The following is a 24,878-nucleotide window of genomic DNA, read 5'->3' on the forward strand; positions in this document are numbered from 1 at the left end:
TGACGCTGCCGGACCTCCCGAGGGAGAACGACGAGATCGGCGGAGGCGGCGCGGGCCGCCGGGGCCTGCCGGGCCGCGCGGCCCGGCTACCGCGCCGCGCGCTGTCCGTGGCGGTGGTGCTGGTGATCGTCGCGGCCGCGGCCGTCACCGCCGGGTTCGTCGCCTTCGGCGGGCCGTCCGGCAAGCACGTCACCGCGTACTTCGACCGTACGGTCGGCGTGTACGCGGGGTCCGACCTGCGCATCCTCGGTGTGAAGGTCGGCACGGTGGAGTCCGTCAAGCCGCAGGGCAAGCAGGTCAAGGTGGCGCTGCGGCTGGATCACGGCATCAAGGTGCCGGCGAAGGCCGGCGCCGTGGTGGTCGCGCCCAGCGTGGTCGCCGACCGCTACATCCAGCTCACCCCCGCGTACACCGGCGGTGCCCAACTGGCCGATCACGGCGTCATCCCGGCCAGCCGCACCGCGACACCGGTCGAGATCGACCAGCTCTACGCCTCCGTCACCCAGCTCAGCAAGGCGCTCGGCCCCAACGGCGCGAACACCACCGGCGCCCTGTCGAACCTGCTCGACGTCGGGTCGCAGAACCTCAAGGGCAACGGCAAGGACATCGGCGACAGCATCGACCAGCTCGGCCAGGCCACCAAGACCCTCAACGGCCACAGCGACGACCTGTTCTCCACCCTCGCCTACCTCCAGTCCTTCACCACCATGCTCAAGAACAACGACGGCAAGGTGAAGACCGCCACCGACCAGCTCTCCACCGTCAGCGGCTTCCTCGCCGACGACAAGGAGGACCTCGGCGGCGCGCTCCAGCAACTGTCCACCGCGCTCGGCTCGGTGAAGACCTTCATCCAGGACAACCGCAGCCGGCTGAAGACCAGCATCACCAAGCTCACCCCGATCACGCAGACGCTCGTCGACCAGCGCGCCTCGCTCGCCGAACTCCTCGACGACGCCCCGCTCGCCGCCGACAACCTCCTCAACACGTACAACCCGAAGACCGGAACGCTCGACGGCCGCACCGACATCAACGAGCTGAGCATGGGCGGCAGCGTCGACCCGACCGACACGGGCACCACCGGCACGACCTCCAACACCGCTGCCAAGAAGGCCACTTCGGGCCCGAACGCCTCGACCCCACCGCTGCCGCTGCCACCGGTCGGCACGGTCTACGGCAGCGGCGGCAGCGGCGGCAGCACCGGCAGCACCGGCAGCGGCAGCAAGGGGGCGGCCAAGTGAACGCCCGCCACGCGGCCGCCGCGGCCCTGCTCACCGCGACCGCCCTCACCCTCACCGGCTGCTCCTTCACCAACGTGCAGAGCATGCCGCTGCCCGGCGGCGCCAACCTCGGCAGCCACCCCTACACCGTCAGGGCCCAGTTCGCCGACGTCCTCGACCTGGTGCCGCAGGCGTCGGTACGGGTCAACGACGTCGCCGTCGGCCGGGTCACCAAGATCGCGCTGGCGCACAGCGGTTGGTCGGCCATCGTCACCATGAAGCTCAACGGCAACGTGAAACTCCCGTCGAACGCCTACGCGCACCTGGAGCAGTCCAGCCTGCTCGGCGAGAAGTACATCCAGCTCGCCGACCCGCCCAGCACCGAACCCGCCACCGGCAAGCTCCAAGCCGGCGACACCATCCCCACCTCGCACACCAACCGCAACCCCGAGGTGGAAGAGGTCTTCGGCGCGCTGTCCCTGGTGCTCAACGGCGGCGGCATCCAGCAGATCCACACCATCAGCACCCAGCTCAACAAGGCGCTCAGCGGCAACGAACCCGCGGTCCGCGACATGCTCACCCAGGTCAACACGCTCGTCTCCGACCTGGACGCCCACAAGAAGGACATCACCGACGCGCTCGACGGCGTCAACAAGCTCTCCGCGACCCTCGCCACCCGTGACCAGAAGATCGGCACCGTGCTCACCAGCCTCAGCCCGGGCCTGAAGGTGCTGGAGCAGCAGCGCGGTTCGCTGGTCACCATGCTCCGCTCGCTCGACACCCTCTCGGGCGTCGCCACCGACACGGTCAACCGGAGCAAGGACGACATCGTCGCCGACCTGAAGTCCCTCGGCCCCACCCTCCAACGGCTCGCCGACGCCGGCGACGACCTGCCCGACTCCCTCCAGGTGCTGCTCACCTACCCGTTCACCGACGAGGTACTCAACGGCGTCAAGGGCGACTACCTCAACGTCTACCTCGACCTCACCGCGGCCTCCGGCACCCAGCTCATCCCCGAACTCCAGGCCGGCGACAGCGACTACCCGGGCCTGCAGTCCGTGGACCCCTCGGTGCGGAAGAAGTCCGCGAAGCCCCCGACCGGTCCGCCGTTGCCGCTGCCCTCGGTCACGACGCCGTCGGGCAGCACCCCTTCGGGCGCCACGCCTTCGGGCACCACCGCCTCGGGCACCTCCCCGTCGGCCACCACTTCAGGGGGCCACTGATGCTGACCCGCGCCACCGTCGCCAAGAACATCGCCTTCCTGATCGTCGCGGTCCTCGTGATCGGCTTCGTCGGCGTCCGCTACGCCGACCTCGGCCGCTACGTGGGCCTGCGCGGCTACTACACCGTGGACGTGCAACTCCCCGAGGCGGGCGGCCTGTTCGAGCACGCCGACGTCACTTACCGGGGTGTCTCGGTCGGCCGGGTCGGCCCGATCCGGCTCACCCCCGACGGCGTCGAGGCGGAACTGCGGATCAACAACTCCGCCCCGCACATCCCCAGCCGGCTCTCCGCGGTCGTCGCGAGCCTGTCCGCGGTCGGCGAGCAGTACATCGACCTGCAACCCCGCACCAGCGACGGGCCCTACCTGCACGGCGGTTCGACCATCGCGCAGGCCAGCACCAAGGTGCCCGCGCCCGTCACCAACCTGCTCACCAGCGTCAACGACCTCGCCCAGTCCGTGCCGTTGGACGCCCTGCGCACCGATGTCGACGAACTCGGCCTGGCGTTCAGCGGCCAGGGCGACAACCTCCAGTCCCTGCTCGACACCAGCAGCGAGTTCCTGACCGCCGCCGACGCCAACCTCCCCGCCGACACCACGCTCATCAACGACGGGCGGACGGTGCTGCGTACCCAGGTCGACGAGTCCGACGCGATCAAGAACTTCGCCACCAGCGCCAACCAGCTCGCCGCGCAGCTCGACGACTCCGACACCGACCTGCGCCGCCTCATCGCCGCCGCGCCCGGCGCCGCGACCCAGGTCAGCGCGCTGCTGCGGGACGTCGGCCCCAACCTCAGCGTGGTGCTGGCCAACCTGCTGACCACCTCCGACATCGCGGTCACCCGGCAGAATGGCATCCAGGAGTTCCTGGTGAAGATGCCCGCCGTGGCCGCCGCGGGCTCCTCGGCGGTCAAGAACGGCAAGCTGGACTTCGGCATGGCCGTCACTTTCTTCTCACCGCTGCCGTGCACGTCGGGATACGGCGGCACCACCTACCGCAACGGCCTCGACACCAGCCCGCCGGCCACCGCGTTCAACACCGCGGCCCGCTGCACCGCGCCCGCCTCCTCCGGCACCGACGTCCGCGGCTCCGCGCACGCGCCCGGCGGCGGGGGAGTGCCGACCCCCGCGCAGCCGGGGTCGGTCCTGCCGACGTCCACGCAGTCGTCGACGGGCGCGGCTCCCGCTGCCACGCCCGCCGTGGGGCCGGCGCTGCCCGGCGCCCTCGCCCTGCCCGCGCTGCCCGCCGCCGGGCCCACCACCATGGCGGGCCTGCTCGGCCTGGAGGACCAACGATGAGCGGTACGACGGATGAGGCGGAGCCGGACGTGAGTACGGAGGCGGAGCCGGAGCCGGACCAGGGGTCGGGGCCGGATGCGAAGGGGGAGCCGGAAACGGAGGTCGAGCCGGACCCGGAGGTCGAGCCGGACCCGGCGCCGGAGTCGGGGCCGGGTGCGGACGAGGGGGCCGCGGCGGTCGCCGAGGGGAGGTCCACTCCGCGCCGCCGGGCCGCCGGCGTGCTGCGCGCGCTGCGGGCCCGGCGCACCGCGGTCGCCTGGGCCACGATGCTGACCGCCGCGCTGCTGCTGTGCGGGCTCTCCGCCTGGTCCTACGCCGACACCCGTGGCGACGGCGCGCTGTCCTACGGCAAGTCCCGCGACGCCGCTCTGGGCGCGGGGGAGCGCGGGGTGGCCCGGCTCAACACCGTGGACTCCGCGCACGTCGACCGCGACCTCGACAGCTGGCTCGGCGTGACCACCGGCCCGCTGCACGACCAGCTGACCCGTACGCACGGCTCCGACACCGCGACGATGAAGGCGGCCGGCACCTCCACGAACGGCACCGTCACGGACGCGGCCGTCACCGAGCTCGACACCCGGGCCGGCACCGCGAAGATCATCGTCACCGTCCAGGTCCGCCTCACCCCCAAGTCCGGTACGGCCAGCACCGATCGCAAACGCTTCGAAGCCAACCTGTCCCGTACCGCCGGCACCTGGAAACTCGCCGCCCTCACCGCGGTCCCGATCGGCGCGAGCTAAGGGATGACCACCGACATGACGACAACGGACAAGACCGCGGCCGCGCCCGAGGAAGCCGAGCGCGCCGAGCGAATCGAGCGCGCCGACCCGGCCGATCCCGTCGACACCGACGCCGACACCGACCGTTCGGCGGAGCCGGGCGCGGGCGGGCGGGGCGCGTGGGCCGGGCGGGTGCTGCGGCGCGCACGGTCGTACGGATGGCAGCGGATCGCCGGGGCCGCCGCGATCGCCGTCCTGCTGCTGGGCTCCGGCGGCCTGCTCTACGCCGCGCAGGACCTCAAGGACCCGGCGGCCACCCGCAACCACGCGCTCACCGACAGCGCCGCCACCGACCAGGTGATCGGCGACGTCAGCAGCGCGCTGAGCCAGATCTTCGCGTACACGCCCGACGGCACCGACGCCACCGAGCAGGCCGCCCGCAACGTCCTCGCGGGCAGCGCGGCCACCCAGTACCAGGCGCTGTTCGCGCAGATCAAGCAGAACGTCGCCACCCAGCAACTCACCCTCACCACAAGGGTCGTACGGGCCGGCGTGGTCAGCCTCACCGCCGACCACGCCCGCCTGCTGGTCTTCCTCGACCAGACCGCGCAGCGCGCGGGCTCCACCGCCACCAGTGCCGCCGCCCAACTCTCGGTCACCGCCGAGCAGAAGAACGGCCACTGGCGGATCACCGCTCTCAAGGCCCGCTAGGGGAGAGGCAGATGCCACGTATGCGTTTCGGCTCGCGCCCACCGCGCAAGGACGACCCCGAGGGCGTCGAGCACGTCGAGCACGTCGCGGACATCGCGGATGTCGAGGACGTCGCGAAGGCGGCCGAGCCCGCGCGGGTACGGCCCCCCGCGCCCACCGGACGGCGGCCGCTGCTGGGCGCGGCGGTCGCCCTGGTGGTGGCCGCGGCCGTCGCCGCCGCGTGGACCGGCTGGTCGTGGTACTCCGCCGCGCACGACGACAACGCGGCGTTCGCCCGTACCCGGGACACCGTGCTGGCCGCGGGCGAGCAGGCCGTGCAGAACATGAACACGCTCGACCACGCCCACCTCGCGGCGGGCCTCGCCGTCTGGGAGCAGAGCACCACGGGCGACCTGCACAGCCAACTCGTGCAGGGCCGGGCCGACTTCGAGAAGCAGGTGCAGCAGGCGCAGACGGTCAGCACCGCGAAGGTGCTGAGCGGCGCGGTGACCGACCTCGACGACCGCACCGGCAAGGCCGATGTGATGGTCGCGCTCCAGATCACCGTGCAGGCGCCCAAGTCGAAGCCCGCGGTGAAGGAGAGCCGGCTGCTCGGCGAGATGACCCGCACCTCGGCCGGGTGGAAGCTCAGCGCGCTCGGTGACGCGCCGATGGGCGACAGCGCCTCCACCGCGGCCGACCCCACGGCAGCCCCGACCGCCGATCCCACCGCCACCGCCGGCCACTGACGCCCGCACCGCCGTACCGCCGCACGTCGTCCGCGAGAGGACCGCAGCCCATGTCGACCACCCGCCACCTCATCAACCGGCAGCGCAGGCTCGCCGCGGCGTCCGCGGCGGCGACCGAGCGCACCGTACGACCGGCCCGCGACCGTACCGACGGTACCGACCGGCCCGACCGTACGGCCGCGGGCGCCGGCTCCGGCACGGGCAGCGGCACGGGCAGCGGCACGGCCGAGCGCGCCCCCGGCAGGTCCGGCCGGACCGCGACCGTGACCGCGACCGCGGTCCGCCCGCGCCGCCCCGCCGCCCGGACCGAGACCGCCGGGAAGGACGAGGCGGCGCAGCGCCGTACCGCGTCCCTGCGGCTGCCCGCCCGCTTCCCCCTCACCATCGCCGTGCTCGCCCTGCTCACCGTGCTGCTCGGCGGCTTCGCGGCCTGGGCGGCCGGGAAGGCGTCCGCCCTGCACGACGGCTCGGCCACCTCCAACACCGCGCTCACCGACAACGCCCGCACCGCCGAGGTCAAGGGCCAGATCGCGCAGGACGTGAACTCCGTCTTCTCCTACGACTACACCGACACCGCCCGGACCGACACCGCCGCGAAGAAGGTGCTCACCGGCAAGGCGGTCCAGCAGTACGCCACGATGATCGCCCAGGTGAAGGCGGCCGCCCCGAAGCAGAAGCTCGTGCTGACCACCACCGTCACCGACACCGGCGTGGAGATGATCAGCGGCGACCGGGCCCGGGTGCTGGTCTACGCCGACCAGGCGAACACCTCCACAGCCAAGGGCGCGAACGCCGGCAGCGCCTACTCGGCGGCCATGTTCGCGGTCGACGCGGTCCGCCAGGCGGGCAGCTGGAAGATCGCCTCGATCGACACCTTCAGCTGACGTCTCCGCCCGATCCCGTCCGGCGTGCACTATGGAGGAGCGGCGCCCGCAACCCGTGCGAAACGGTGTGGTGCAATGCTCCTGATCCCCCGGGTTGCCGACGGCGGGGGAGCGGTGCCTGACCGGCGAGGATGGATGGATATGGACAAGCAGCAGGAGTTCGTTCTCCGCACCCTGGAGGAGCGGGACATCCGCTTTGTACGGCTGTGGTTCACCGACGTGCTCGGCTACCTGAAGTCGGTCGCCGTCGCCCCCGCCGAGCTGGAGCAGGCGTTCGACGAGGGCATGGGCTTCGACGGCTCCGCGATCGAGGGCTTCGCCCGGGTGTACGAGTCCGACATGATCGCCAAGCCGGACCCGAGCACCTTCCAGATCCTGCCCTGGCGCGCGGAGGCACCCGGCACCGCCCGGATGTTCTGCGACATCCTGATGCCCGACGGCTCCCCCTCCTACGCGGACCCGCGCTACGTCCTCAAGCGCGCCCTGGCCAAGACCTCCGACCTCGGCTTCACCTTCTACACGCACCCCGAGATCGAGTTCTTCCTGCTCAAGGAGCGCCCGCTGGACGGCAGCCGGCCGACCCCCGCGGACAACTCCGGCTACTTCGACCACACCCCGCAGAACGTCGGCATGGACTTCCGCCGCCAGGCGATCACCATGCTGGAGTCGATGGGCATCTCGGTCGAGTTCTCCCACCACGAAGGCGCCCCCGGCCAGCAGGAGATCGACCTGCGCTACGCCGACGCGCTGTCCACCGCCGACAACGTGATGACGTTCCGGCTGGTGATGAAGCAGGTGGCCCTGGAGCAGGGCGTGCACGCCACCTTCATGCCCAAGCCGTTCTCGGAGTACCCCGGCTCCGGCATGCACACCCACCTCTCGCTCTTCGAGGGCGACCGCAACGCGTTCTACGAGTCCGGCGCGGAGTTCCAGCTCTCCAAGGTCGGCCGGTCCTTCATCGCGGGCCTGCTCCGGCACGCCGCCGAGACCGCCGCCGTCACCAACCAGTGGGTCAACTCCTACAAGCGGATCTGGGGCGGCTCCCAGCGCACCGCGGGCGCCGGTGGCGAGGCCCCCTCGTACATCTGCTGGGGCCACAACAACCGGTCCGCGCTCATCCGCGTGCCGATGTACAAGCCCGGGAAGACCGGCTCCACCCGGGTCGAGGTCCGCTCCCTCGACTCCGGCGCCAACCCCTACCTCTCCTACGCCGTCCTCCTCGCCGCCGGCATGAAGGGCATCCAGGAGGGCTACGAACTCCCGGCCGGCGCCGACGACGACGTCTGGGCCCTCACCGACTCCGAGCGCCGCGCCCTCGGCATCGAGCCCCTGCCCCAGAACCTCGGCGAGGCGATCGACCTCATGCAGCGCAGCGAGCTCGTCGCCGAGACCCTCGGCGAGCACGTCTTCGACTTCTTCCTGCGCAACAAGAAGCAGGAGTGGGAGGAGTACCGCTCCGAGGTCACCGCGTTCGAGCTGCGCAAGAACCTGCCGAACCTGTAACCGCAGGTCAGACCGTACGCTCGGGTTGCTCGCGAGGTCCGGCCGGTGGCGCCCCCACCGGCCGGACGGGGCCGCCTCATCACTCCTGGGCCGTCTGTGGGCCGTCCGGTGCGGAAGCGGCGGCCCGGTACATGCTGTCCACGGCGTCGCGGGTGCGCCCCTCGCTGCTCGGCATGAGGTGCGTGTAGGTCCGCAGGGTGAAGCCGGGGTCGGCGTGCCCCAGGTAGGTGCTCAGGGCCTTGATGTTCTCGCCGGCGTCCAGCAGGACCGAGGCGTAGAAGTGCCGCAGGGCGTGCATCCCGTGTTCCCGGGCCGCCGCGTACCGCTTCCCCTTCTCCGGCTCCGGAATGACACCGGCGGTCACGAGCGCGGGCTTCCACACCCGCGTATTGAAATCCGTCCGCCGGACCGCACCCCCGCCGGGCAGGGAGAACAGCAGTCGTTTGGTCACCATGGGACCGGTCGGATTCAACCAGGGCAGGGACACGTCGACCGGAGGGAACCGCTCGCGGTGCCTTTTCAGGGCGTCGACCACGCTCGCGGAGATCGGCACGTCCCTCTCCTTCGCCCGCTTGGGCGGGCCAAAGACCAGTCGCCCGTTCGCGACCTTCACCTGATTGGCGACGTGCAGCCACCCGCCCGCCCATTCGTCCTCGTCATCCGGCAGGCCGAATATCTCGCCCTGCCGCAGGCCGCACCCGGCTCCGAGGTCGATCGTCGCTTGGTACCGATCGGGCAGCGCGGCCCGTACGGCGAACACCCGCGCCGTGGCCCACGGCCGTACGCGTCCCGTGCCCGGGGAGGGGGCACGGACCGTACGCGCCTTGCAGGGGTTCTTGGCGAGCAGGCTGTCTTCCACGGCCGCGGCCAGCACTGCCGAAACGCTGGCGAAGATGACCCGGCGGTAGGAGGAAGCCGGCAGTACGCGTTCCAGTTCGCTCAGCCAGTTCCGAATGTGCTGCGGCTTGAACGAGTCGAGCGGCCGAGAGCCGAGATACGGCATGGCGTGCAGCTTGATCTGTGACTCCACGCTCGTGCGCGTTGTCGCGTCCGTGGTCTGGGAGGTGAGCCACTTCTCCGCGTACTGCCGGAACGTCGTCCGGCCGGCCGCCGGGTCGATGTACGCCCCGCGCGACATGTCGGCCTCGATCTCCGACAGCCAGAGTTCGGCCTTGCGCTTCTGCCGGTCGGGGAAGCTCTTGGACTTCTCGGTCCCGTCGGGGCCGATGTAGCGGGCGCGGTAGCGGAGGCCGGTGCCGTAGCGGTCGGTCTTCACGCGGACGGTCTTGCCGTTCGCGTCCTCCGAGGTCTTGTACCAGCGGTCTTGGATGTGTCCTGCCATGGTGTCCTTCCAGGACGGAAACCGGGGGCGGCCGTGGTGCGGCCGCCCCCGGTGGGTGGGGCGGGAGTCAAGCGGCGTCGGCGGCCGTTTGCTGTTCGGTGATCCAGCGGTGCACGGCGGCGGGGTCGTAGCGCAGGTGCTTCCCGATGCGGAATCCGGGCGGGCCGGTGCGCTTCTTGCGCCAGGCGTAGACGGTCTCCAGCGGCACCGAGAGCAGCGCGCAGATGTCGTCGGGGGTGAGATAGCGGTCGGGCAGGCCGGAGCGAAGCGTTGCCCGGGGGTCCGTGGGTGGGACGGGCACGGGTGTCCTCGTGAGTGGTCGGGTGTCGGGCTGTGTCCGAGGTTCGGATTTCTGCGTCATTGCGTCATGTGCGTCATGCGGGGTGCTGACCTGCGGGTTTGCGTGACGCAGTGGCGGGGGTCTGCGTCATGCGTGCGTCATGGGCTGCGTCATGGGGTGTCGCGCCCATGACGCACATGACGCAGCCATGACGCAGGGCGGGCCGTCTGCGTCATGGTCTTTCCCGCAGGTGGGCGGCGGTTTTGCGGCCCACATGACGCACATGACGCAGCGTCTTCCCTCTTAGGACAAGAGAGGGGGTGTCTGTAGTCGTTGCGCGCGACTCAGAGCGCGAAGAAGGGGCCGCTTCGCGGCGCGCCCCTTGGGCGGCCGTGGGCCGAACAGCAAGAAGAGCACCCGGCCGTGGTGCCCGTGGTGCTCTTCTTGCTTGTCCCGCCCGGCGGTTAGAACCTCTGCTGCTCGGGCTGGGTCGGCGCGGGCCGGGCCAGTTCGAGGTAGCGGCCTTCAAAGGTGCGGCCGGTGTCGATGAGGACGCCGCGGGCGGCGAGGGTGGGTTGGAGGCGCTTGAGGCGGTCGGAGAGGACCTTTCCGGTCGTCGGCCACCCTTTGGGCAGGGGCCGGCAGTCCTCACCGCTGTAGAGGCGGCTGAGGGCGTGCAGCCACTCGGTGGAGGTCATGCGCTGCTCGGTGCCCGGCGGCATGCTCTCGGCGTGCAGGAGAACGGTCTGTGCCAGCAGGTCGCCTTCGATCACGTCGTCGTTCAGGTCGTCCAAACTGGCCCGGTAGGAGCGCAGGGCCCCCAGCCCGGTGGCGGCGTCGAGCTGGGCGCACAGGTGCGCGAAGTCCGCCATCCGCAGGTCCGTCGGGGTCTCCGCCGTGATCGCGCGGACCTTGACGGTCAGGTCCAGCAGGGACCCGAGCACGACCGGCAGCGCCTCGGCGTACTCCGCCCACAACTCCGCCTCGGTGCGCCGGATACGGGGCCGCTCCAGCCGCAGCGGCAGCAGTCGTTCGGCCAGGTCCGGGCGGATGACCCCGACATCGATCCCGGTCAGCAGCAGGGGGCGGCGGTAGCGGGAGCGGTGGACGTCGCCGTCGGTGAACAGGGCCCGCTTGACGTTCTCCGCGCCGGTGACGATGCAGCACATCGCGTCGGACAGGTCCGGCGTCATGTGGGACAGGTTGTCCAGCGCGGTGACCCACCCGGCCGCCACCGCGGCGATGAGGTTCTCCTCATCCTTCGGGGCCCGGCGCAGGTCCCCGCTCATGCCCTCGATGATCCGGATCAGCATCCGCCCGCCGGTGGACTTCCCCGCGCCCTGCGGGCCGGTGAGGAACGGCGCCGGCACCGGCACGCCCGGTGCGAGGCAGCCGATCAGCCACGCGATGGCCAGGCACTCGGTCTCGGCGGTGGCGAAGTTGCACAGCCCCAACAGCAGGTCGATCCCCTTGCCATCCGTGCCCTTGGCCGGGAGGGGGAGTTCCCCGGTGAGCTGGGTGCGGCGCCAGCACACTTCCCGCGGGTCCGGGACCGTGATGTCCCATCCGGTGGGGTGGATACGGACCGACCGGCCGTCGTTCCTGCCCAGGTCCAGCCACGTCGCCCCGTCGAACCCGGGGGCCACGCGGATGTGCACCGGCTGCACGTCCTCCGACAGCGCAAGGGCTTCAATCAGGTCCAGGGCCTCCTTCAACGCGGTGCCGTTGAAGACGCCGACGCCGTCGCGGAACAGGCCGACCATGAGTTCCTGCCGGTGGCTGCCGGTGGTGCCCTGGGAGCGGATCGGCCGGGCCACAGGGTGGCCGTTGCGCTGGGCGTAGACGGTGCCGTCGGCGGTGCGGAAGTACCGGAAGTGCGTCTGGGCGTAGTCGGCGATGACCTCACGGCCCGGGGTCTTGTCGTCGTCGGACACCGCTACACCCCCAACCGGGCACGGGCGTTGGCCCACGCGTCCGCGCAGTGCCGGGCACTCTCGCCCTTGGACTGCGCGGCGGTGAACAGCCGGGTGACGTGGTGGTCGGTGAGGCAGCCGCACCGGCCGTGCGCGGACAGCACCGCGAGGAACGTGCGGTAGACGGTCGTGTGCACGGCGCTGGGGGCGGCGGTGATGGTCTGCTCCGCCATCGTGATCCCCCGCTCCAAGTACGCGGGACTGCGGTGCGGGCAGCACCCACCCGCGCCCGCCGCGGGCACGGCGACGGAAACCGGCCGGGCCGCGGACGGCTTCCGCTCGGCCAGCCCGCGCACGGTGTCCGGGAGGGCGGTGAGGGTGCCGGTGCCGGGTCCGAGCCACCGGGCGTAGGCCATGGTGGACTTGATGTCCACGCCGTTCCGAACGCCGTTGGCTGACTGCATGGTGCCGCGGTAGAGCCAGTGCTCGCCGCGGGTGGTCCGCACGGTACGGGTGACGGGCAGGTGGGCGCGGGCCCAGGTGATCGCGTCGGCGTGGTCAAGGTCCACGACCGTCAGCCCGGCACCGCCCGGGTGGTACGCGATCGCCGCGGCAGCCCGCCATGCCGGCCGCCATGCCGGGGAGCCGATCACAGCGGGGTCGGTGGTGGCGGCGGCCCACCCGTGGCAGGGGTGCGGGCACGAGCACGGGCCGTGGGTCTTCATGCTGGCCCGGCCACCGCAGGCGTTCCGCGCGCACGCGGGGCAGTTGCCGAACGGGACCTTGCCCGCGCGCAGGGGCAGCACGGGCACGCCGGTACCGGCCAGACCGAGGGCTGCGAACAGCGGCGCGGCGGGGTCGGGATAGGGCATTCTGGTGGTCTCCTGTCTGTCTTCGGGCGGAGAGGGAGAGCCGCGGCGGCGGGAGGACCTGGTCGGGAGTCCCGCCGCCGCGGTGTGTCAGTCTTCGGGGGTGTCGTAGGCCGCGAGGCGTGCCTCGAAGCCGTCGTTGTCGTCTTCGAACTCGCGGTAGACGGGCGCCAGGCCGTACAGGGTCGGGGGCGTGGTGGTGAAGGCGGTGCGGGCAGCGGCGACTACCTGCTGCGGGGTGGGCAGCACATCGCGGGTGTCGAGTTCGCCCACCCAGTTGAGGAGTTCGTCGGGCTCGCCGCCGCCGATGAGCCAGCCGGCTTCCTCGTTCCAGGTCAGCACGATCGTTTGGCCGGGGTAGTGGGGTTCGGTGGCGTCGGTGGTCAGCGTGATGCAGGCGTCGCGGGGGTCGTTGGGGTCGGCGAACCAGTCGCTCACGCCGATACCGGCGGTGGTCAGGGCGTTGACCACTGCGGCGATGTACGGCCGGTGGGCGTCGTGATAGTTCGGCACGGGCTGTCAGTCCTCCGGGGAGAGGGTCGGCTTGGGCAGGTCGGCGGTGAGGTAGAGGCGGGTGCGCATGCCGTCGTGGGTGGGGTAGGTGCGGGCGGTGCCGGTGATCAGGAACGCGGCGAGGGTTTCGGTGATGCGGTCGGCGTCGGCCGGGTCGCAGATGATGCGGATGTCGAACACGGTTCTCCTACGCGGCGGTGTCGTGCCGGGCGGTGGGGAGTTCGGGCAAGCCGGCCATGGTGAGCGCGGTGGGGTTGCAGCCCGGCAGGGCCGCGCGGGCGGTGAGGGCCGCGGCGAGGGCGGCGGTGTACTCGCCGCCGGCGTGGGCGGTTTCCACGGCGGCGCGGGCGCGGATGAGTTCGACGGTTTCGACGTGGTGCTGCGTCTCGCGGCGCGTCTCGGTCGCGCGCTCGTACGCGATGTGCTCGCGGTGGTCGGTGCGCCAGTGGCGGGCGGCGACGACGTAGCCGAGCACGGTGGCGATGCCCCACAGCAGCAGGGGCAGGGGCAGACCGTCGGTGTAGGCGGCGACCCCGGCGAGAGCAAACGTTCCGGCGGCGGTGAAGCCGGCCGCGGCGGCGACCGGTTCACCGGACTGACCGCGGGCCAGGGCGTTGCCGGCGAACGCGGCGCCGATGGCGAGCGCGCCCATGACCGAGGCGTCGCCGATGGAGTGCTCAGCACCGTTGGCGTTCCAGATCCGGGCCAGCGCGAGCACGGTCGTGGTGGCCAGGGCCGGGGCGGCCTTGGGCGCGGCGGTCGCGAGCCAGTGGCGCTGTACGAGCGGGGTGGTGGTGCCGGGCGGGGTGTAGGCGGTGGGTTTCATGGCCGGGGTTCCTCCGTTCTGCGGTTAGCCGCGCATGCTGCCGATGGCGTGTGCGGTGGCGGTGACGATCTCGGTGATGGGCTCGGCGGCGCCGGTGGCCGCGGCGTAGAAGCCGAACAGGAACACGACGATCGCGGCGCCGAACGAGGTGGACTTGGCGCGGATGGCGAAGGCGGTGCCGGCGCCGAAGAGCAGCACGGCGGAGATGGACAGGATCACGGGCGGGGCTCCGGTCGGGGTGGTCAGCGGGTGCCGTCGCGGTGGATGCCGCGGGCGAGGTTGTAGGCGTGCCGGCCGCGGCGTATGCGGATGCCGTGACCGTGGCAGCGGCGGCAGGTCTTGCCGCGCTTGGGGCGTCCCTTGCGGTCGGTGGTGGTGGCGAAGCCGAAGCCGTGGCACTTCCCGCACCGGGCGAACGGCTGAGCCGCACACACACCGACGTAACCAAGAGTGATGACGAGGAGGAGGGCGATAGCGGCGAGGATGGGGGTCACGGGGTGCCTCCGGGAGCGGTTTTCGGGGTTTGCGCAGGTGGGCCGCTATCATCTAGCGGCCTGATCACGTGGGGTGCGGGGTGCTAGCGGGGTCTCTAGCGCTAGAGGGTTGGCCCTCTAGCGCTAGAGACCCCTGGTCGTCAGCCCGCGGACCGCTTACGGTCACGCTCCGCGATCGCCGCGGTGATGTGGGCCCGCTCGAAACCGGTCCGGTTGACGGTCTTGCCCTCGATCCGCCGGGCGACCTGCCCCGTGGTGATGCCGTGCGGCTTGAGCGCGGTGGTGAGCTGCCGCGCCTTGTCGGCCGGCTCCATCTCGCCCCACGCCCCGTACAGTTCCGGGCGCAGCTCGGCGAGCCGGTCCACGGTCACGTCGTTCCACGCCTTGGCTTCCTTGGCGGGCGTGACTGCGGCGATGTCCTCCAGCAGCGTGTCCGCGGTGCTGTCGCGCCGGTCGGGTGCCTGACCTGCGGCCAGGCCGGTCAGGGTGCCCGCGCTCTCGCGGGCGGTGCGGGCGCGTTCGCAGATGGCGTCGGCGGCGGGGTTGTCGAGGTAGTACGTGCGGACGATCTGCGGGTCGTCGGCCGCGCCGGCGAGGTAGCCGATGCCGCGGTCGCGCTTGGTGAACGTGGTCGCCCGGATGCCGTTCTTGTACGCGGACGTGCCCAGGATCATGTCGTTCTCGATCTGGCCCATGACCCGCAAGCAGAACCGGGTGCCGACGTTCGCGCTGATCGACGTGGGCAGGGAGTCCTTGTCGGGGCGCTGCGTGGCCAGCAGCAGCATCACGCCCAACGCCCGGCCGCGCTTGATGATGGCCGTGCACAGGTGGCCGGCCTCCTTGCCGAACTCCGGGTGGGAGAACAGCTCCTGGCACTCATCGATCGCCAGGACCAGCGGGTGAAGGCCCAACGAGCGCACCTGGGCGAGTTCCGGGGTGACCTTGTTCTCCGGGCACTTGTCCTTCGGCAGGCTGCTGATGACCTTCGCCCGGCGCTCCAGGTCGCCGTAGACGTACCGGATCGACTCCAGCGCTGCCGCCGCGGTCGCGTCGTCCGGGCCGGACCCGTAGTCCGCCGCGACCTTCTCCAGCGGCCCCAGGTCGCCGGTGCCCTTCAACTCCCACACCAGCAGTTCGGCCAGCGGGTCGAGGGCGGCGGCCAGCAGCGGCAGGCGCAGGGAGAAGGTCTTGCCCATGCCGGGCATGGCGCCGATCAGCACGTTGTCGTACATCAGCGTCACGTCCACCGGCCGCCCGCGCTGATCCAGGCCGAACGGCACCGGCTTGAACAGCGAGATCGCACCGGCCTTGGCCAGCGGACCCGGCACCGGGGGGAGCTTGTTCAACGCGCGATCGCCGACCCAGAGCATCATCCGCCCGGCGTGCTCATCGGCCACCGGCTCCGGCCACACGCACCCCAGCGGGCGACGCAGACCCGACGCGAGCCGGTCCCGCCGGTCGAGGATGTCCGTCACCGTCACGCCGTAGGGCAAGTCCACGTCGGCCCGCCACCCGGGACCGTCACGGGTGATCGGCGCGGGGAACTTGATGCCCTCCCCGCCCTTGCCCAACGCCTTGTTGATCTCCGCATTGCCCAGCGCGCCCAGGGCGCGTTCGACGATGCCGGAGGTGAGGCGTTCCACCTCGGTCGCGACCACGGCGCGGGTGACGACGGGCTTGTCCGCGGGGGCGCCGGCGAACCCGAACACGGCCACCAGCGCGGCCACCGTGACCGCGAGCATCCACGTCGGGGCGAGCACCCACAGGGCCAACGCCAGGACCGGCCCGGCGATGCACGCCAGGGTGAACAGGATGCCGCGCAGCTTCACCCGGCCATCGCGCTGCCGGGACAGCTTCAGGTAGTCGTCGGCGTCCTCCCGCTTCGCCGCGGCCTGCCGCAACGGCTCGCCCTCGGCGTCAGCGACCCACCGCAGGGCCCCGCCGATGAACTTCGCCGCGCCGACCGGGGCGCGGGCGGTGAGCACCGCCGCGTACCAGGGGGTGCGCACGGCGTGGAAGGCGGCGGTGTGCCGGGCGTGACCGGCCAGCCACCCGGCGGCGGTGACGAACTCCGGGCGCGAGCGCGCCCACGGCGGCAGCACCGCCCGACGCTGCCCGCCCCGGATACGGTCCATCACGCCCGGACCCGTCGGCCCGGGAGCGTCCACCATCACCGCACCCGAGTCGGGCGACTCACCACCCGACACGTCGGGCGCCGGGTCGGGCGACCGATCGGGGTTGGTGTCGGCCGACCGATCCGCCGACGCGTCGGCCGACGCAGGCCGGTCCGGGTCGGCCGACTCACGGGCGGCCCGGGCCTTGCCCAGGTCCACCACATCCCCGCCGTAGTCGGCCGACAGGTCGGCTTCCAACCGGTCGAAGAACTCGTTCTCGTCTTCGTGGTTCACTGCTGTTGCTTCCCTTCCAGGAGGTGAAGCGGGCCCGGCCGACGCTTTGGTCGGTGAGCGGCCGGGCCCGCGGATTTACAGATCGAACAAGCCGTACTGGTCCGGCTCCGGAGCCGCTGCTGCCGTGCGTTGTACGGCCCGGCAGGCTCCGGTGTGGCAGGTCGGGCACCACGCCCGCAGACCGGACACCGGCAGGCCCATGGCGGCGCGTTCGGTGACGGTGGGGTCGGCGGGTGCGGCGATGAGCCGCACCCGGCCCTGGCCATGCCGTTTCAGGCAGCGCCCTTCGGTCTTGCGGTGAGACTGTCCGCACTGCCCCGTGCACCAGCACCGGCCGCCGGCCCCGTCCATCACGGTCCGGAAGAGGTCGGCGCCGACGATCGGGGTGCTCATGCCGCCTCCCGTCGGAGTGCCGTCGGCGGCTCGTCGAGGTCCAGGCGGGCGCGAGCCGCCAGGAGTCGCAGGGCGCTTTCCGCCTGGCGGGGTACGACGCCGTTGCCGAGGGCTTTGAGTTGTGCGGTTCGGGACAGGCCGGGTACGGCGGTGACATGGCCGGCGGGCAGGCCCATCAGCCACTCGACGAGTACGGGGTTCAGGCGTCCCAGATCGTCAACTGCCCGGGGGGCGGGGCGGCCGAGGATCGTCTCCCACCGGGCGATGGCCGGACGGTAGCGTCCCCAGTGCGGTGCACCGCCGACGGCAACGTCAGATCCCCCTTGCTGCCGCGCTGGTTCGGGCCTCCCTTGGCCCCGTCGCTCGCCCGTGGCGTGGGCAGCAGCACCCCGGAGAACGCCAGGTCCGTCAACGTGGGGGAGTTGCTGCGCGGACGGTCCGCGGTCGCCTGCCGGGCGCCCTTGGAGTCCCCCACCACCGGAGTCGGCAGCAGCGAGACCGCGTGGCGAAGGTTCATCCCGCCCTGCGCCGCGTGGCCGGCTCCCCGCGCCTCCGACGTGGAAGGAGTCGGCAGCAGTGCGGCCACGGCCGTCGGCAGTTGCCCGCGTTGACCGCCGCCCCGCCAGTCCCGGGCGGCCGGTGTCGGCAGGCCACACGAGGAGGAAGAGCCGGTTGCGGTGGTGGGCGGCGCCGACGTCCGACGCGCGAAGAGTGCACCACTCCGCATCGAACCCGCCGGCGGCAAGGTCGGCGAGCACGGTGTCGAATCCGAGGGAAAGGTGCCCTGCGACGTTCTCAAAGACCCCGAGGCGGGGTCGTAGAACGCGAAGGGCGGTGGCGAAGTGGGGCCAGATGTGCCGGGCATCGGCGGTTCCCTTCCTCTTGCCCGCGGTACTGAACGGCTGACACGGATACCCACCGCACACCACGTCCACCGGCGCCACCGAGGCCCAGTCGACAGCGGTCAGATCCCCCAGGTTCGGCACCTCGGGGTGGTGGTGGGCCAGGATGCGTGCCGCGCCCGGGTCGTTGTCCGCAACCCACGCCAGGGACCCGCCGAACACGGTCTGGACGGCCATGTCCAGCCCGCCGTAGCCCGTGCACAGCGAACCGATCCGCACCCCGCTCACGCCGCCACCCCCGCAGAGGTGCCGCGCCGTCCGGGGCGGCGGCCGGCCAGGGTCGCCAGCAGCGAGCCGAGACCGGCCCGACCCACCAGCGCGCGGGTGCGCTTGGCCGCGTACATCGCCTCATCCGCCCGCCGCAGCAGCGCGGACAGGTCCTCGCCGGGGAAGTCCGCGGCACGGGCCCACCCCAGCGAAACCGTGGTGTGCACCGCCGGGTCGATACCGTCGGCCGGCCGGGCCAGCACCCCACCGAGCACCGCGAGCAGGTCGGCGGCGGTGTTGTCGCGGTCGATGAGGACCGCGGCGAACTCGTCGCCCCCGAGCCGCCCGGCAACCCCGGCGCGGCCGGTGTAGTGGGCCAGCCGGGCGGCGGTCGCGGCGAGCAGGGCGTCACCGGCCGCGTGGCCGTGGGTGTCGTTGACCTGCTTGAAGTGGTCCACGTCGGCGAGCACCACCACCGCGCGCGGGTCGCGCAGCAGCCGGGCCGCGCGGCGGGTGAACGCCTCCCTCGTCCACAACCCGGTGAGCGGGTCACGGCGGGCGGCGGTCAACCGGCCGCGCAGCCACGCCCAGTGCGCCGACCATCCGGCCGCCACCGGGACGCTGGCCGCGGTCGCGGCGAGCAGCGTGTTCATGCGGCCACCGCCTCAGCGTCGCCGACCGGTTCGGCGGCCGTGCCGCGCTCGGCGCGCAGCACGTCACGAGCGCTGCGGGCGTGGGCGGCGCCGCAGTTCACGGCCTGCCGGATACGGTCGGCCGTCAGCTCCGGGACCGGCCACCCTTCGGTGGCGGTGCGGGCGTCGGCCAGCACGTCGTCAAGGCTGCGGCGGGCCGGGCGCTTGGCCGGCGGCTTGGCGGGGCGCTTGCGCGGCGCCGGCGTAGGCGACTCGGCAGGTGCCTGCACCGGTTCCGCAGACGCAGACGGTGTCGCCGGGGCGGGAACCCCCGTGGTGGTGGGGGCGAGTTCCCCGAGCTTGAGCAGCACCCGCATACGGCAGTCCGTCTTCGACCGCCACCGCCGCCCGTGCTCAGCGCGCAGGTCCGCGCGGACAAGCTGCCGGTCACGCTCACGGGCCAGCGCATCGCCGTAGGAGGTGATCTCCCACAGCGTCATCCGCCGCCACAACGCGAACGTGGTGATCGGGGCGAGCAGCCACCGGGACTTGCGGATCTTCTCCATCCGCTTGCCCGTGGCGATACCGACCCGCACCGCGTAGACGTGCGCCGCGACCTCCGACAGCACCACCCACAGCAACGGCATGGTCCCGTGCGCCACCCGAGCGGACAGCGACGTACCGGCGGCGATGTTGAGCCAGCACGTCACCAGCGTCAACGCCCACGGCACGAACCGCACCCACGCCAGCGCCATGCCCATACGGATCAGCAGCAGCGTCACCGCGGTGAACGTCGGAATGGCAAGGTCGATGGCCAACGGCAGCATCTGCGGCGTGGCGAACCCCCACCGCGCGGCAGCCGCCGTCACCGTGTCAAAGCTCATGGCCAGACCGACACCGCCCACACCCACACCCAGCACCGACGCGCCCGCGAGTAAGACGCGCTCACCCCGCGACAGCGGCGGAAGCTCCACCACGGCACTCATGCCGCCACCCCGCCCGGGTTCTTCCGGCGACGCGCGGCCGGCCGCGGCAGCACCGCGACCGCGTACAGCTCCGGCGCGTACGCCTCGATCGCCTCGGCCGCGACGCGGCTCACCCGGTCCGGCATCGTCGGGTCGTCGGCGAGGATGTCAGCCGCCGCAGCAAGCCGCGCCGCGCGCTCTTCGTCGCTCTCGCCGGGCACCCCGAGCCACAGCTCAACCGGGGTACCCAACGCCAGTTCCACGAAGTCGTTGTCGGTGGCCGCCAGGTGGCGGCCGATGTACGCACGCATGGGAGATCTCCGTCAATCGAAGGGGAAGGGAGAGCCGTGGCGGCGGGCGGACCTTGGTCGGGAGTCCCACCGCCGCAGCCAGGAAGAAAAGCGCCCCGGGCCGGATTCGATCCGGCGCCCTCACGGCGTGATGCCGGGGCGGGTGGTGCAGGTCAGGAAGGGTCCGCGGCGGCAACCGGGATGGTGCCGGTCTCGCTGATCGCGGCGGAGACCGCAAGGCGGGACCACACGTCCGCCTCGGCGATGTCCTGCGGCGTCGGTCGGGCGGCGCCCGTCAGGTGCCGGATAGCGCGGTCGCGCAGCTCAGCGGCGGTCATAGCAGGCATGGGTTCCTCTCCGGGCCGGACTGTCCGACTCCCCTCACCGCCCGTCCCCACCAGACCGGCAGGGATGGGCGGATCAGGCAGTCGTCAGGCCGGTCAGACGAGGGTGATCAGCAGCGCGCCGACCAGAAGCCACAGGTGGTGCCAGCTCTGATCGAGCGCGTAGGCGCCGGTGCCCAGCGACGGGTTGTCGTCGTGGCCGGGCCGCGGGGCACCGAGGCGGTAGAAGCCGCCCTGACCCAGCACCTCGGCGAGACGCGCGAGCGTGGAACGGCGATCTGCCCACCAGTGCGTGAGCGCATCGACTCCCAGACCAGCGATCAGACCCCACACCGACAGATGCAGACCGAGCAGCAGCCCGGCCGGCAGCAGCACAACCAACTTGGTCAGGGTCAGGGTGGCGACGTGGCGGGCACCGGCCAGGCGACCGACCCACCCGGGGCGGCCCTTGGCCGCGGACTGAGCCGAGGTCTGCACCCAGTGGTCACCCACCGAATGCGCGACGTACAAGGCAACGAACGTCGCCGCGAAGGTGGCAGCGTGCATGGAAACTCCCAACGGGAAGAGTGGACAGGGAGAGCCGCGGCGGCGGGCGGACCTTGGTCGGGAGTCCCACCGCCGCGGCGAAGAAGAAAAGCGCCCCGGGCCCGATCTGATCGGGCGTCGTCGCGGCCCCCGCACGGGCGGGGCCGGGGCTGGTGGTGCGGGGTCAGTTCCGGGCGCCCTCGGCAATCAGCCGGTCCACCGCGGCGATGGCCTCGGTGCGGCGGGCGGTGAGCGCATCGGGGTCCGGGGCACCGCGCAGGGCGTAGGTGGCATCGGCCGCCTCGCGGGCCACAGGGGCCAACTCGGGGGCGAGGATCGCCAGCATGGTCAACGGTGCGGTGATCGCGGCGCGGGTGGCGTGGCTCTCGGCCCGCGCAGCCGCATACGCCTCGGGAGCGTCGCCGGTCAGTCGCAGGTCCTCACGAACCCACATCGCCCGGCGGTGATCCGCCAGCGCGGACACCAGAGCGGTGAGCGCCGCAAGCCGCTCCTTGGCCTGGTCGGCGGCGCGCGCGTCGGCCCGGGCCGCACGGCCGGCTCGTTCCTGCAAAATGTAGGCGACCACGGACCCAGCCAGGGTCCCGATGACCGCGATGACGGCACTGAACATCAGCGCCCCCGTCCCTGCTCGGAGCGCTTGTTGGCCTCGGCCACCCTGCGGGACAGCTCTTCCCGGTCGGCGTCCGTAAGCCCGATGATGAACAACACAGGGACCTCCAAGCGGTGCCTGTACAGCAGCGCCCGGGCGGCCACCCGGGCGCTGCGCTCGTTTCGGCTGATCGTTCGAGCAGCCACGGACTGCGCCGCCCCCGATCCCAGAAGGACGAGGGCGGAACGGCCCGTGCGCGCTCGACGTGCACTCGCGATGCCGGCGGCTATCCCGCCTTCTCGGCACCACGCAACGACGCGAAGGGCTGCGGCCGGCTGGTCAGTTCCCGGCGGCACCCCAGGTACATCGACGGCTCATCGGCGGATCTCCTCTCGGCCGAAGGGACAGGGGTGAAGCACTGCAAGGGGGACCGCGGTCCCCACACTCCGGCCGTTGCTCGCGGTCGCCGGGCCACCTCGCCAGTACGGGCCGAAGCCCTGTTCCACCTGGCCTTTAGCGGGATTGCAGCGTCCCCGCCCTCTGCTTCACCCGAGGAACCTCAGGCGCTGCAATGCAGTACATGTATTACATGTACTGCATTGCCTTCGTGTCAAGTCACTCGACTGAGTTCCTTGGCTTCGCGCCGGGACTTCCTGGCGCACCATCAGAGTCGCCCCAGGTGAGGGGCGTTCGTTACCTCGCCCATGGACAGCTCGGGTGCATCTGGCTACCGTCGAGACGTCCCTAGACGTCCCATCGGGGGTAGCGATGTCCAACGAGCGGTTAAGGTCAGCCCTCCTCGCGCAGGGCATGACCGTCGGCGACCTCGCCGACGCGATCGAGGTCAACCCGAAGACGGTTGAACGCTGGATCACACAGGGCAAAGTCCCGTACCGGCGCCACCAGTACGCCACCGCGGCACTGCTGAAGGTCGATGTCACGACGCTGTGGGACGACTCCCGGGCGGTCGAGTCCGCTACGGACCTCAGCAGGGCGGAGATCGTTACCGTGTACCCGCACCGGCACACGGTGCCCGCCGGCCTGTGGCGCGAGATCTTCGGACGGGCCGAACGGCGTATCGACGTGCTCGTATACGCCGGCCTGTGGCTCTCCGAAGACCCGCTCTTCCTCAACCTGCTCAAGACCAAGGTCGAGCGGGGAGTTCAGATCCGGCTGTTGCTCGGGGACCCCGGCTGCTCAGCCGTGCGGCAGCGCGGGATAGACGAGGGGCACGGGATCATGGACGGGAAGATCCGCAACGCCCTGTTCAACTACCGCCCGTTGGCAGCCAGCCACCCGGACATCGACTTTCGGCTGCACGACGCCACCCTGTACAACTCGCTGTTCAGAGCGGATGACGAGGTGCTGGTGAACACGCACGTCTACGGCATCGGCGCGTACATGGCGCCAGTGCTCCACCTGCGGCGCCTCCCCGGGGGCGGCCTGTTCGACACGTACGCGAATAGCATCGATCAGACGTGGGCCGCAGCCCGCGAAGTCACTGAGCACGACATCACGGGAGCTTGAGCCATGGGACGCACCGACTTCCTGCACGACCCCGCCGCCCCGCCGGCCAACTCGGTGCACCCTGGCGCGGTCGCCCTGGTCCAGAACGATGCGGGCGACGTGCTTCTCATCCAGCGCTCGGACAATGGCCGTTGGGCCCTGCCGGGCGGCGGTCACGACTTGGGGGAGTCGATCGGCGACACCGTACGCCGGGAGGTACGGGAAGAGACCGGGCTCGATGTCGAGGTCACAGACCTGTCGGGCGTCTACACAGACCCCGGGCACATCATGCTGTACGACGACGGCGAGGCACGGCAGCAGTTCAGCTTGTGCTTCCGCGCCCAGCCGGTCGGTGGCGAACTGCGTACGAGCAGCGAGACCGTACAAGTGCGGTGGGTGCCAATCGCCGACCTGCCGAACTACGACGTGCACCCCACGATGCGGATGCGCATCGACCACGCCCTTGACCGGTCCCGCCCCGGTACCTACATCGGCTGACGCTTCACCGCGGCGACCCGTTCGAGCACGCGCGCCGTGCTGGCCAGAATCTCGGGTTCGGCGCGCCGGATGAACGTCCCGATCAGGCTCTCCGGCCCGTACCGACTCGTGATCTCGTTGATCCGGTCGATCGGGTTCGTCGGTGTCCCGTCCGGGGTGGTGTTCATGTCGCAGTAGCACAGAGCGTCGTCCAACTCCGGTGCCCCGTGCGCGAACTCGCCCAACTCGGCAACCAGCCCGCGGGCTTCGGCTTCCATCCACGCACACGAGTGGTGCGCCACCAGCCGCACAACGCGTTCGTCGGCGTGCGCGACCTCACGCAGGTACCGGGCCCCGTCCAGCGGGTGAAGCCCGGACTTCACCAAGTCCGGCGCGTAACCGATGTCGTGCAGCACGGCGGCGGCTTCCAGGAGCTCCGCATCCGCCCCGAGGATCGGCGCGAGGGTCCGCGCCCGCGCGGCAACCCCCTGCACGTGCGCCCACCGCCGCGGCAACGCATCGGCGAGCAACGACTCAGCGAGCGGATACGCCCACGCGGTCAGTCCACCATCGCTCAAGGCTTCGCAGTCCCTTCCCGGCCCGGCAGAGCAAGCACAGTCCGAACCTTCCCCTGACTGCCCGCACTCAACAACCCCTGCGCCTCCAACTTGTCCAGCGCCCGCCGCACGGTCGGCCGCGACATGCCAAAACGCTCACACAGCGCGGCGGTGCTGGGGAAGGACGCACCAACCGTCAGTCCATCCTCGGTGATGACCTCAGCGATCCGATCCATCAATAGACGTGGGGGTGGCTGCCGGTCACCCCTCACGACGCGCCAACGCAAGCCGGGAACTGACTCAACCAACCCCTCCTCCTTGAGTAGATTGACTGCCCGGATCGCCACACCACGTGACACATCGAACTCATGAACGATCTCAGCATGGGAGGGTAGCTCGGTCACGGTGACATCTGACTGGACTCGACTCCTAAGGGCGTCGGCTACCTTCTTGTAGGTGCCGCGCGGGCTGACCCGATCAGACATGATGCTCCCTTCGTTGGTCCCGGTCGCGTCTAGCTTCCCTCCGTAGGTGTCTAGTTG

At 71.5% G+C, this 24,878-nt stretch carries 30 protein-coding genes and 1 pseudogene; 10 read left to right on the plus strand and 21 right to left on the minus strand.

What is annotated here, in order from left to right; translation table 11 throughout:
- Window positions 1–65 precede the first annotated feature (65 nt).
- The 8 genes from OG896_RS29385 (at window position 66) to glnA (ending at window position 8,283) form a co-directional block, all read left to right on the plus strand.
- A complete protein-coding gene (locus tag OG896_RS29385) occupies window positions 66–1,238 on the plus strand; it encodes an MCE family protein (RefSeq protein ID WP_329374359.1) in 1,173 nt (390 codons plus the stop codon).
- Entirely contained in the window at window positions 1,235–2,440 is a 1,206-nt protein-coding gene (locus OG896_RS29390; protein ID WP_443057171.1) for an MCE family protein, read from the plus strand. Before OG896_RS29385 ends, OG896_RS29390 begins: the two co-directional genes overlap by 4 nt.
- Entirely contained in the window at window positions 2,440–3,738 is a 1,299-nt protein-coding gene (locus tag OG896_RS29395) for an MlaD family protein (protein WP_329370185.1), read from the plus strand. The genes OG896_RS29390 and OG896_RS29395 overlap by 1 nt, the downstream gene beginning before the upstream one ends.
- Window positions 3,735–4,478, plus strand: a complete 744-nt coding sequence (locus tag OG896_RS40490) for a hypothetical protein (protein WP_443057172.1) — start codon at window positions 3,735–3,737, stop codon at window positions 4,476–4,478. Before OG896_RS29395 ends, OG896_RS40490 begins: the two co-directional genes overlap by 4 nt.
- Window positions 4,479–4,493: 15 nt before the next feature.
- Window positions 4,494–5,168 (plus strand): hypothetical protein, encoded by a 675-nt coding sequence (locus OG896_RS29405; protein ID WP_329370186.1) that lies wholly within the window; start codon window positions 4,494–4,496, stop codon window positions 5,166–5,168.
- Between the two features lie 173 nt (window positions 5,169–5,341).
- Window positions 5,342–5,896, plus strand: a complete 555-nt coding sequence (locus OG896_RS29410; RefSeq protein ID WP_366412295.1) for a hypothetical protein — start codon at window positions 5,342–5,344, stop codon at window positions 5,894–5,896.
- 50 nt (window positions 5,897–5,946) lie between these two features.
- The gene (locus OG896_RS29415; protein ID WP_329370187.1) at window positions 5,947–6,780 is read left to right on the plus strand and encodes a hypothetical protein; all 834 of its coding nucleotides are present in this window, start codon (window positions 5,947–5,949) and stop codon (window positions 6,778–6,780) included.
- A 141-nt stretch (window positions 6,781–6,921) separates the two neighbouring features.
- Window positions 6,922–8,283 (plus strand): type I glutamate--ammonia ligase, encoded by a 1,362-nt coding sequence (glnA, locus tag OG896_RS29420; RefSeq protein WP_328463226.1) that lies wholly within the window; start codon window positions 6,922–6,924, stop codon window positions 8,281–8,283.
- Window positions 8,284–8,362: 79 nt separating this feature from the next.
- On the opposite strand, the gene OG896_RS29425 is transcribed toward glnA, so the two are convergent.
- The 19 genes and pseudogenes from OG896_RS29425 to OG896_RS29515 all read right to left on the minus strand — a co-directional run bounded on the left by OG896_RS29425 (window position 8,363) and on the right by OG896_RS29515 (window position 21,817).
- A complete protein-coding gene (locus OG896_RS29425; RefSeq protein WP_329370188.1) occupies window positions 8,363–9,625 on the minus strand; it encodes a site-specific integrase in 1,263 nt (420 codons plus the stop codon).
- A gap of 67 nt (window positions 9,626–9,692) precedes the next feature.
- Window positions 9,693–9,926, minus strand: coding sequence for a helix-turn-helix transcriptional regulator (locus OG896_RS29430; RefSeq protein ID WP_329370189.1), 234 nt, complete (start codon window positions 9,924–9,926; stop codon window positions 9,693–9,695).
- Window positions 9,927–10,369: 443 nt separating this feature from the next.
- The gene (locus OG896_RS29435) at window positions 10,370–11,839 is read right to left on the minus strand and encodes an ATP-binding protein (protein ID WP_329370190.1); all 1,470 of its coding nucleotides are present in this window, start codon (window positions 11,837–11,839) and stop codon (window positions 10,370–10,372) included.
- A gap of 2 nt (window positions 11,840–11,841) precedes the next feature.
- Complete coding sequence (locus OG896_RS29440; protein ID WP_329370191.1) at window positions 11,842–12,690, minus strand: bifunctional DNA primase/polymerase; 849 nt, start codon at window positions 12,688–12,690, stop codon at window positions 11,842–11,844.
- An 87-nt stretch (window positions 12,691–12,777) separates the two neighbouring features.
- Window positions 12,778–13,200 carry a DUF6292 family protein gene (locus tag OG896_RS29445; protein ID WP_329370192.1) on the minus strand — a complete coding sequence of 141 codons (423 nt, stop codon included), beginning with the start codon at window positions 13,198–13,200 and terminating at the stop codon, window positions 12,778–12,780.
- A 6-nt stretch (window positions 13,201–13,206) separates the two neighbouring features.
- Window positions 13,207–13,380 carry a hypothetical protein gene (locus tag OG896_RS29450; RefSeq protein ID WP_329370194.1) on the minus strand — a complete coding sequence of 58 codons (174 nt, stop codon included), beginning with the start codon at window positions 13,378–13,380 and terminating at the stop codon, window positions 13,207–13,209.
- Window positions 13,381–13,387: 7 nt separating this feature from the next.
- Entirely contained in the window at window positions 13,388–14,026 is a 639-nt protein-coding gene (locus OG896_RS29455) for a hypothetical protein (protein ID WP_329370196.1), read from the minus strand.
- Between the two features lie 24 nt (window positions 14,027–14,050).
- Window positions 14,051–14,245 (minus strand): hypothetical protein, encoded by a 195-nt coding sequence (locus OG896_RS29460; RefSeq protein WP_329370197.1) that lies wholly within the window; start codon window positions 14,243–14,245, stop codon window positions 14,051–14,053.
- Window positions 14,246–14,268: 23 nt separating this feature from the next.
- Complete coding sequence (locus OG896_RS29465; RefSeq protein WP_329370199.1) at window positions 14,269–14,520, minus strand: hypothetical protein; 252 nt, start codon at window positions 14,518–14,520, stop codon at window positions 14,269–14,271.
- A gap of 140 nt (window positions 14,521–14,660) precedes the next feature.
- Window positions 14,661–16,928 carry a cell division protein FtsK gene (locus OG896_RS29470; RefSeq protein WP_329370200.1) on the minus strand — a complete coding sequence of 756 codons (2,268 nt, stop codon included), beginning with the start codon at window positions 16,926–16,928 and terminating at the stop codon, window positions 14,661–14,663.
- 75 nt (window positions 16,929–17,003) lie between these two features.
- Entirely contained in the window at window positions 17,004–17,321 is a 318-nt protein-coding gene (locus OG896_RS29475; RefSeq protein ID WP_329370202.1) for a hypothetical protein, read from the minus strand.
- Between the two features lie 199 nt (window positions 17,322–17,520).
- Window positions 17,521–17,838: a hypothetical protein gene (locus OG896_RS29480; RefSeq protein WP_329374603.1), complete on the minus strand. Its 318-nt coding sequence runs from the start codon at window positions 17,836–17,838 to the stop codon at window positions 17,521–17,523.
- 199 nt (window positions 17,839–18,037) lie between these two features.
- Window positions 18,038–18,400 (minus strand): annotated as a pseudogene (locus OG896_RS29485) (DNA cytosine methyltransferase); the annotation flags it as partial.
- A 47-nt stretch (window positions 18,401–18,447) separates the two neighbouring features.
- Complete coding sequence (locus OG896_RS29490; RefSeq protein ID WP_329370204.1) at window positions 18,448–19,083, minus strand: GGDEF domain-containing protein; 636 nt, start codon at window positions 19,081–19,083, stop codon at window positions 18,448–18,450.
- On the minus strand, window positions 19,080–20,048 hold the full coding sequence (locus OG896_RS29495; protein ID WP_329370206.1) for a DUF2637 domain-containing protein: 969 nt from the start codon (window positions 20,046–20,048) through the stop codon (window positions 19,080–19,082). Before OG896_RS29495 ends, OG896_RS29490 begins: the two co-directional genes overlap by 4 nt.
- Entirely contained in the window at window positions 20,045–20,338 is a 294-nt protein-coding gene (locus OG896_RS29500; RefSeq protein ID WP_329370208.1) for a hypothetical protein, read from the minus strand. Before OG896_RS29500 ends, OG896_RS29495 begins: the two co-directional genes overlap by 4 nt.
- 152 nt (window positions 20,339–20,490) lie before the next feature.
- Complete coding sequence (locus OG896_RS29505) at window positions 20,491–20,655, minus strand: hypothetical protein (protein ID WP_329370210.1); 165 nt, start codon at window positions 20,653–20,655, stop codon at window positions 20,491–20,493.
- A gap of 102 nt (window positions 20,656–20,757) precedes the next feature.
- On the minus strand, window positions 20,758–21,207 hold the full coding sequence (locus OG896_RS29510) for a transcriptional regulator (protein WP_329370212.1): 450 nt from the start codon (window positions 21,205–21,207) through the stop codon (window positions 20,758–20,760).
- A gap of 163 nt (window positions 21,208–21,370) precedes the next feature.
- The gene (locus tag OG896_RS29515; protein ID WP_329370213.1) at window positions 21,371–21,817 is read right to left on the minus strand and encodes a protein kilB; all 447 of its coding nucleotides are present in this window, start codon (window positions 21,815–21,817) and stop codon (window positions 21,371–21,373) included.
- Between the two features lie 747 nt (window positions 21,818–22,564).
- Between OG896_RS29515 and OG896_RS29520 the strand changes: the two genes are divergently transcribed.
- Both OG896_RS29520 and OG896_RS29525 read left to right on the plus strand, forming a co-directional pair.
- Complete coding sequence (locus OG896_RS29520; RefSeq protein ID WP_329370215.1) at window positions 22,565–23,323, plus strand: XRE family transcriptional regulator; 759 nt, start codon at window positions 22,565–22,567, stop codon at window positions 23,321–23,323.
- Between the two features lie 3 nt (window positions 23,324–23,326).
- On the plus strand, window positions 23,327–23,800 hold the full coding sequence (locus OG896_RS29525) for an NUDIX domain-containing protein (protein ID WP_329370217.1): 474 nt from the start codon (window positions 23,327–23,329) through the stop codon (window positions 23,798–23,800).
- On the opposite strand, the gene OG896_RS29530 is transcribed toward OG896_RS29525, so the two are convergent.
- Window positions 23,788–24,357, minus strand: a complete 570-nt coding sequence (locus tag OG896_RS29530) for an HD domain-containing protein (RefSeq protein WP_329370219.1) — start codon at window positions 24,355–24,357, stop codon at window positions 23,788–23,790. The genes OG896_RS29525 and OG896_RS29530 overlap by 13 nt on opposite strands.
- Complete coding sequence (locus tag OG896_RS29535) at window positions 24,354–24,821, minus strand: GntR family transcriptional regulator (protein ID WP_329370220.1); 468 nt, start codon at window positions 24,819–24,821, stop codon at window positions 24,354–24,356. The genes OG896_RS29530 and OG896_RS29535 overlap by 4 nt, the downstream gene beginning before the upstream one ends.
- Window positions 24,822–24,878: the final 57 nt, after the last annotated feature.

Origin of the sequence: Streptomyces sp. NBC_00669 (assembly GCF_036226785.1) — a bacterium.
Taxonomy (GTDB): domain Bacteria; phylum Actinomycetota; class Actinomycetes; order Streptomycetales; family Streptomycetaceae; genus Actinacidiphila.

Coding starts and splice junctions, on each gene's coding strand:
- OG896_RS29480 (WP_329374603.1), bottom strand. CDS start 17,838: ATGAACCTTCGCCACGCGGTCTCGCTGCTGCCGACTCCGGTGGTGGGG.
- OG896_RS29425 (WP_329370188.1), bottom strand. CDS start 9,625: ATGGCAGGACACATCCAAGACCGCTGGTACAAGACCTCGGAGGACGCG.
- OG896_RS29495 (WP_329370206.1), bottom strand. CDS start 20,048: ATGAGTGCCGTGGTGGAGCTTCCGCCGCTGTCGCGGGGTGAGCGCGTC.
- OG896_RS29475 (WP_329370202.1), bottom strand. CDS start 17,321: ATGAGCACCCCGATCGTCGGCGCCGACCTCTTCCGGACCGTGATGGAC.
- glnA (WP_328463226.1), top strand. CDS start 6,922: ATGGACAAGCAGCAGGAGTTCGTTCTCCGCACCCTGGAGGAGCGGGAC.
- OG896_RS29515 (WP_329370213.1), bottom strand. CDS start 21,817: ATGTTCAGTGCCGTCATCGCGGTCATCGGGACCCTGGCTGGGTCCGTG.
- OG896_RS29510 (WP_329370212.1), bottom strand. CDS start 21,207: ATGCACGCTGCCACCTTCGCGGCGACGTTCGTTGCCTTGTACGTCGCG.
- OG896_RS29490 (WP_329370204.1), bottom strand. CDS start 19,083: ATGAACACGCTGCTCGCCGCGACCGCGGCCAGCGTCCCGGTGGCGGCC.
- OG896_RS29535 (WP_329370220.1), bottom strand. CDS start 24,821: ATGTCTGATCGGGTCAGCCCGCGCGGCACCTACAAGAAGGTAGCCGAC.
- OG896_RS29415 (WP_329370187.1), top strand. CDS start 5,947: ATGTCGACCACCCGCCACCTCATCAACCGGCAGCGCAGGCTCGCCGCG.
- OG896_RS29505 (WP_329370210.1), bottom strand. CDS start 20,655: ATGACCGCCGCTGAGCTGCGCGACCGCGCTATCCGGCACCTGACGGGC.
- OG896_RS29520 (WP_329370215.1), top strand. CDS start 22,565: ATGTCCAACGAGCGGTTAAGGTCAGCCCTCCTCGCGCAGGGCATGACC.
- OG896_RS29395 (WP_329370185.1), top strand. CDS start 2,440: ATGCTGACCCGCGCCACCGTCGCCAAGAACATCGCCTTCCTGATCGTC.
- OG896_RS29525 (WP_329370217.1), top strand. CDS start 23,327: ATGGGACGCACCGACTTCCTGCACGACCCCGCCGCCCCGCCGGCCAAC.
- OG896_RS29500 (WP_329370208.1), bottom strand. CDS start 20,338: ATGCGTGCGTACATCGGCCGCCACCTGGCGGCCACCGACAACGACTTC.
- OG896_RS29440 (WP_329370191.1), bottom strand. CDS start 12,690: ATGCCCTATCCCGACCCCGCCGCGCCGCTGTTCGCAGCCCTCGGTCTG.
- OG896_RS29405 (WP_329370186.1), top strand. CDS start 4,494: ATGACGACAACGGACAAGACCGCGGCCGCGCCCGAGGAAGCCGAGCGC.
- OG896_RS40490 (WP_443057172.1), top strand. CDS start 3,735: ATGAGCGGTACGACGGATGAGGCGGAGCCGGACGTGAGTACGGAGGCG.
- OG896_RS29455 (WP_329370196.1), bottom strand. CDS start 14,026: ATGAAACCCACCGCCTACACCCCGCCCGGCACCACCACCCCGCTCGTA.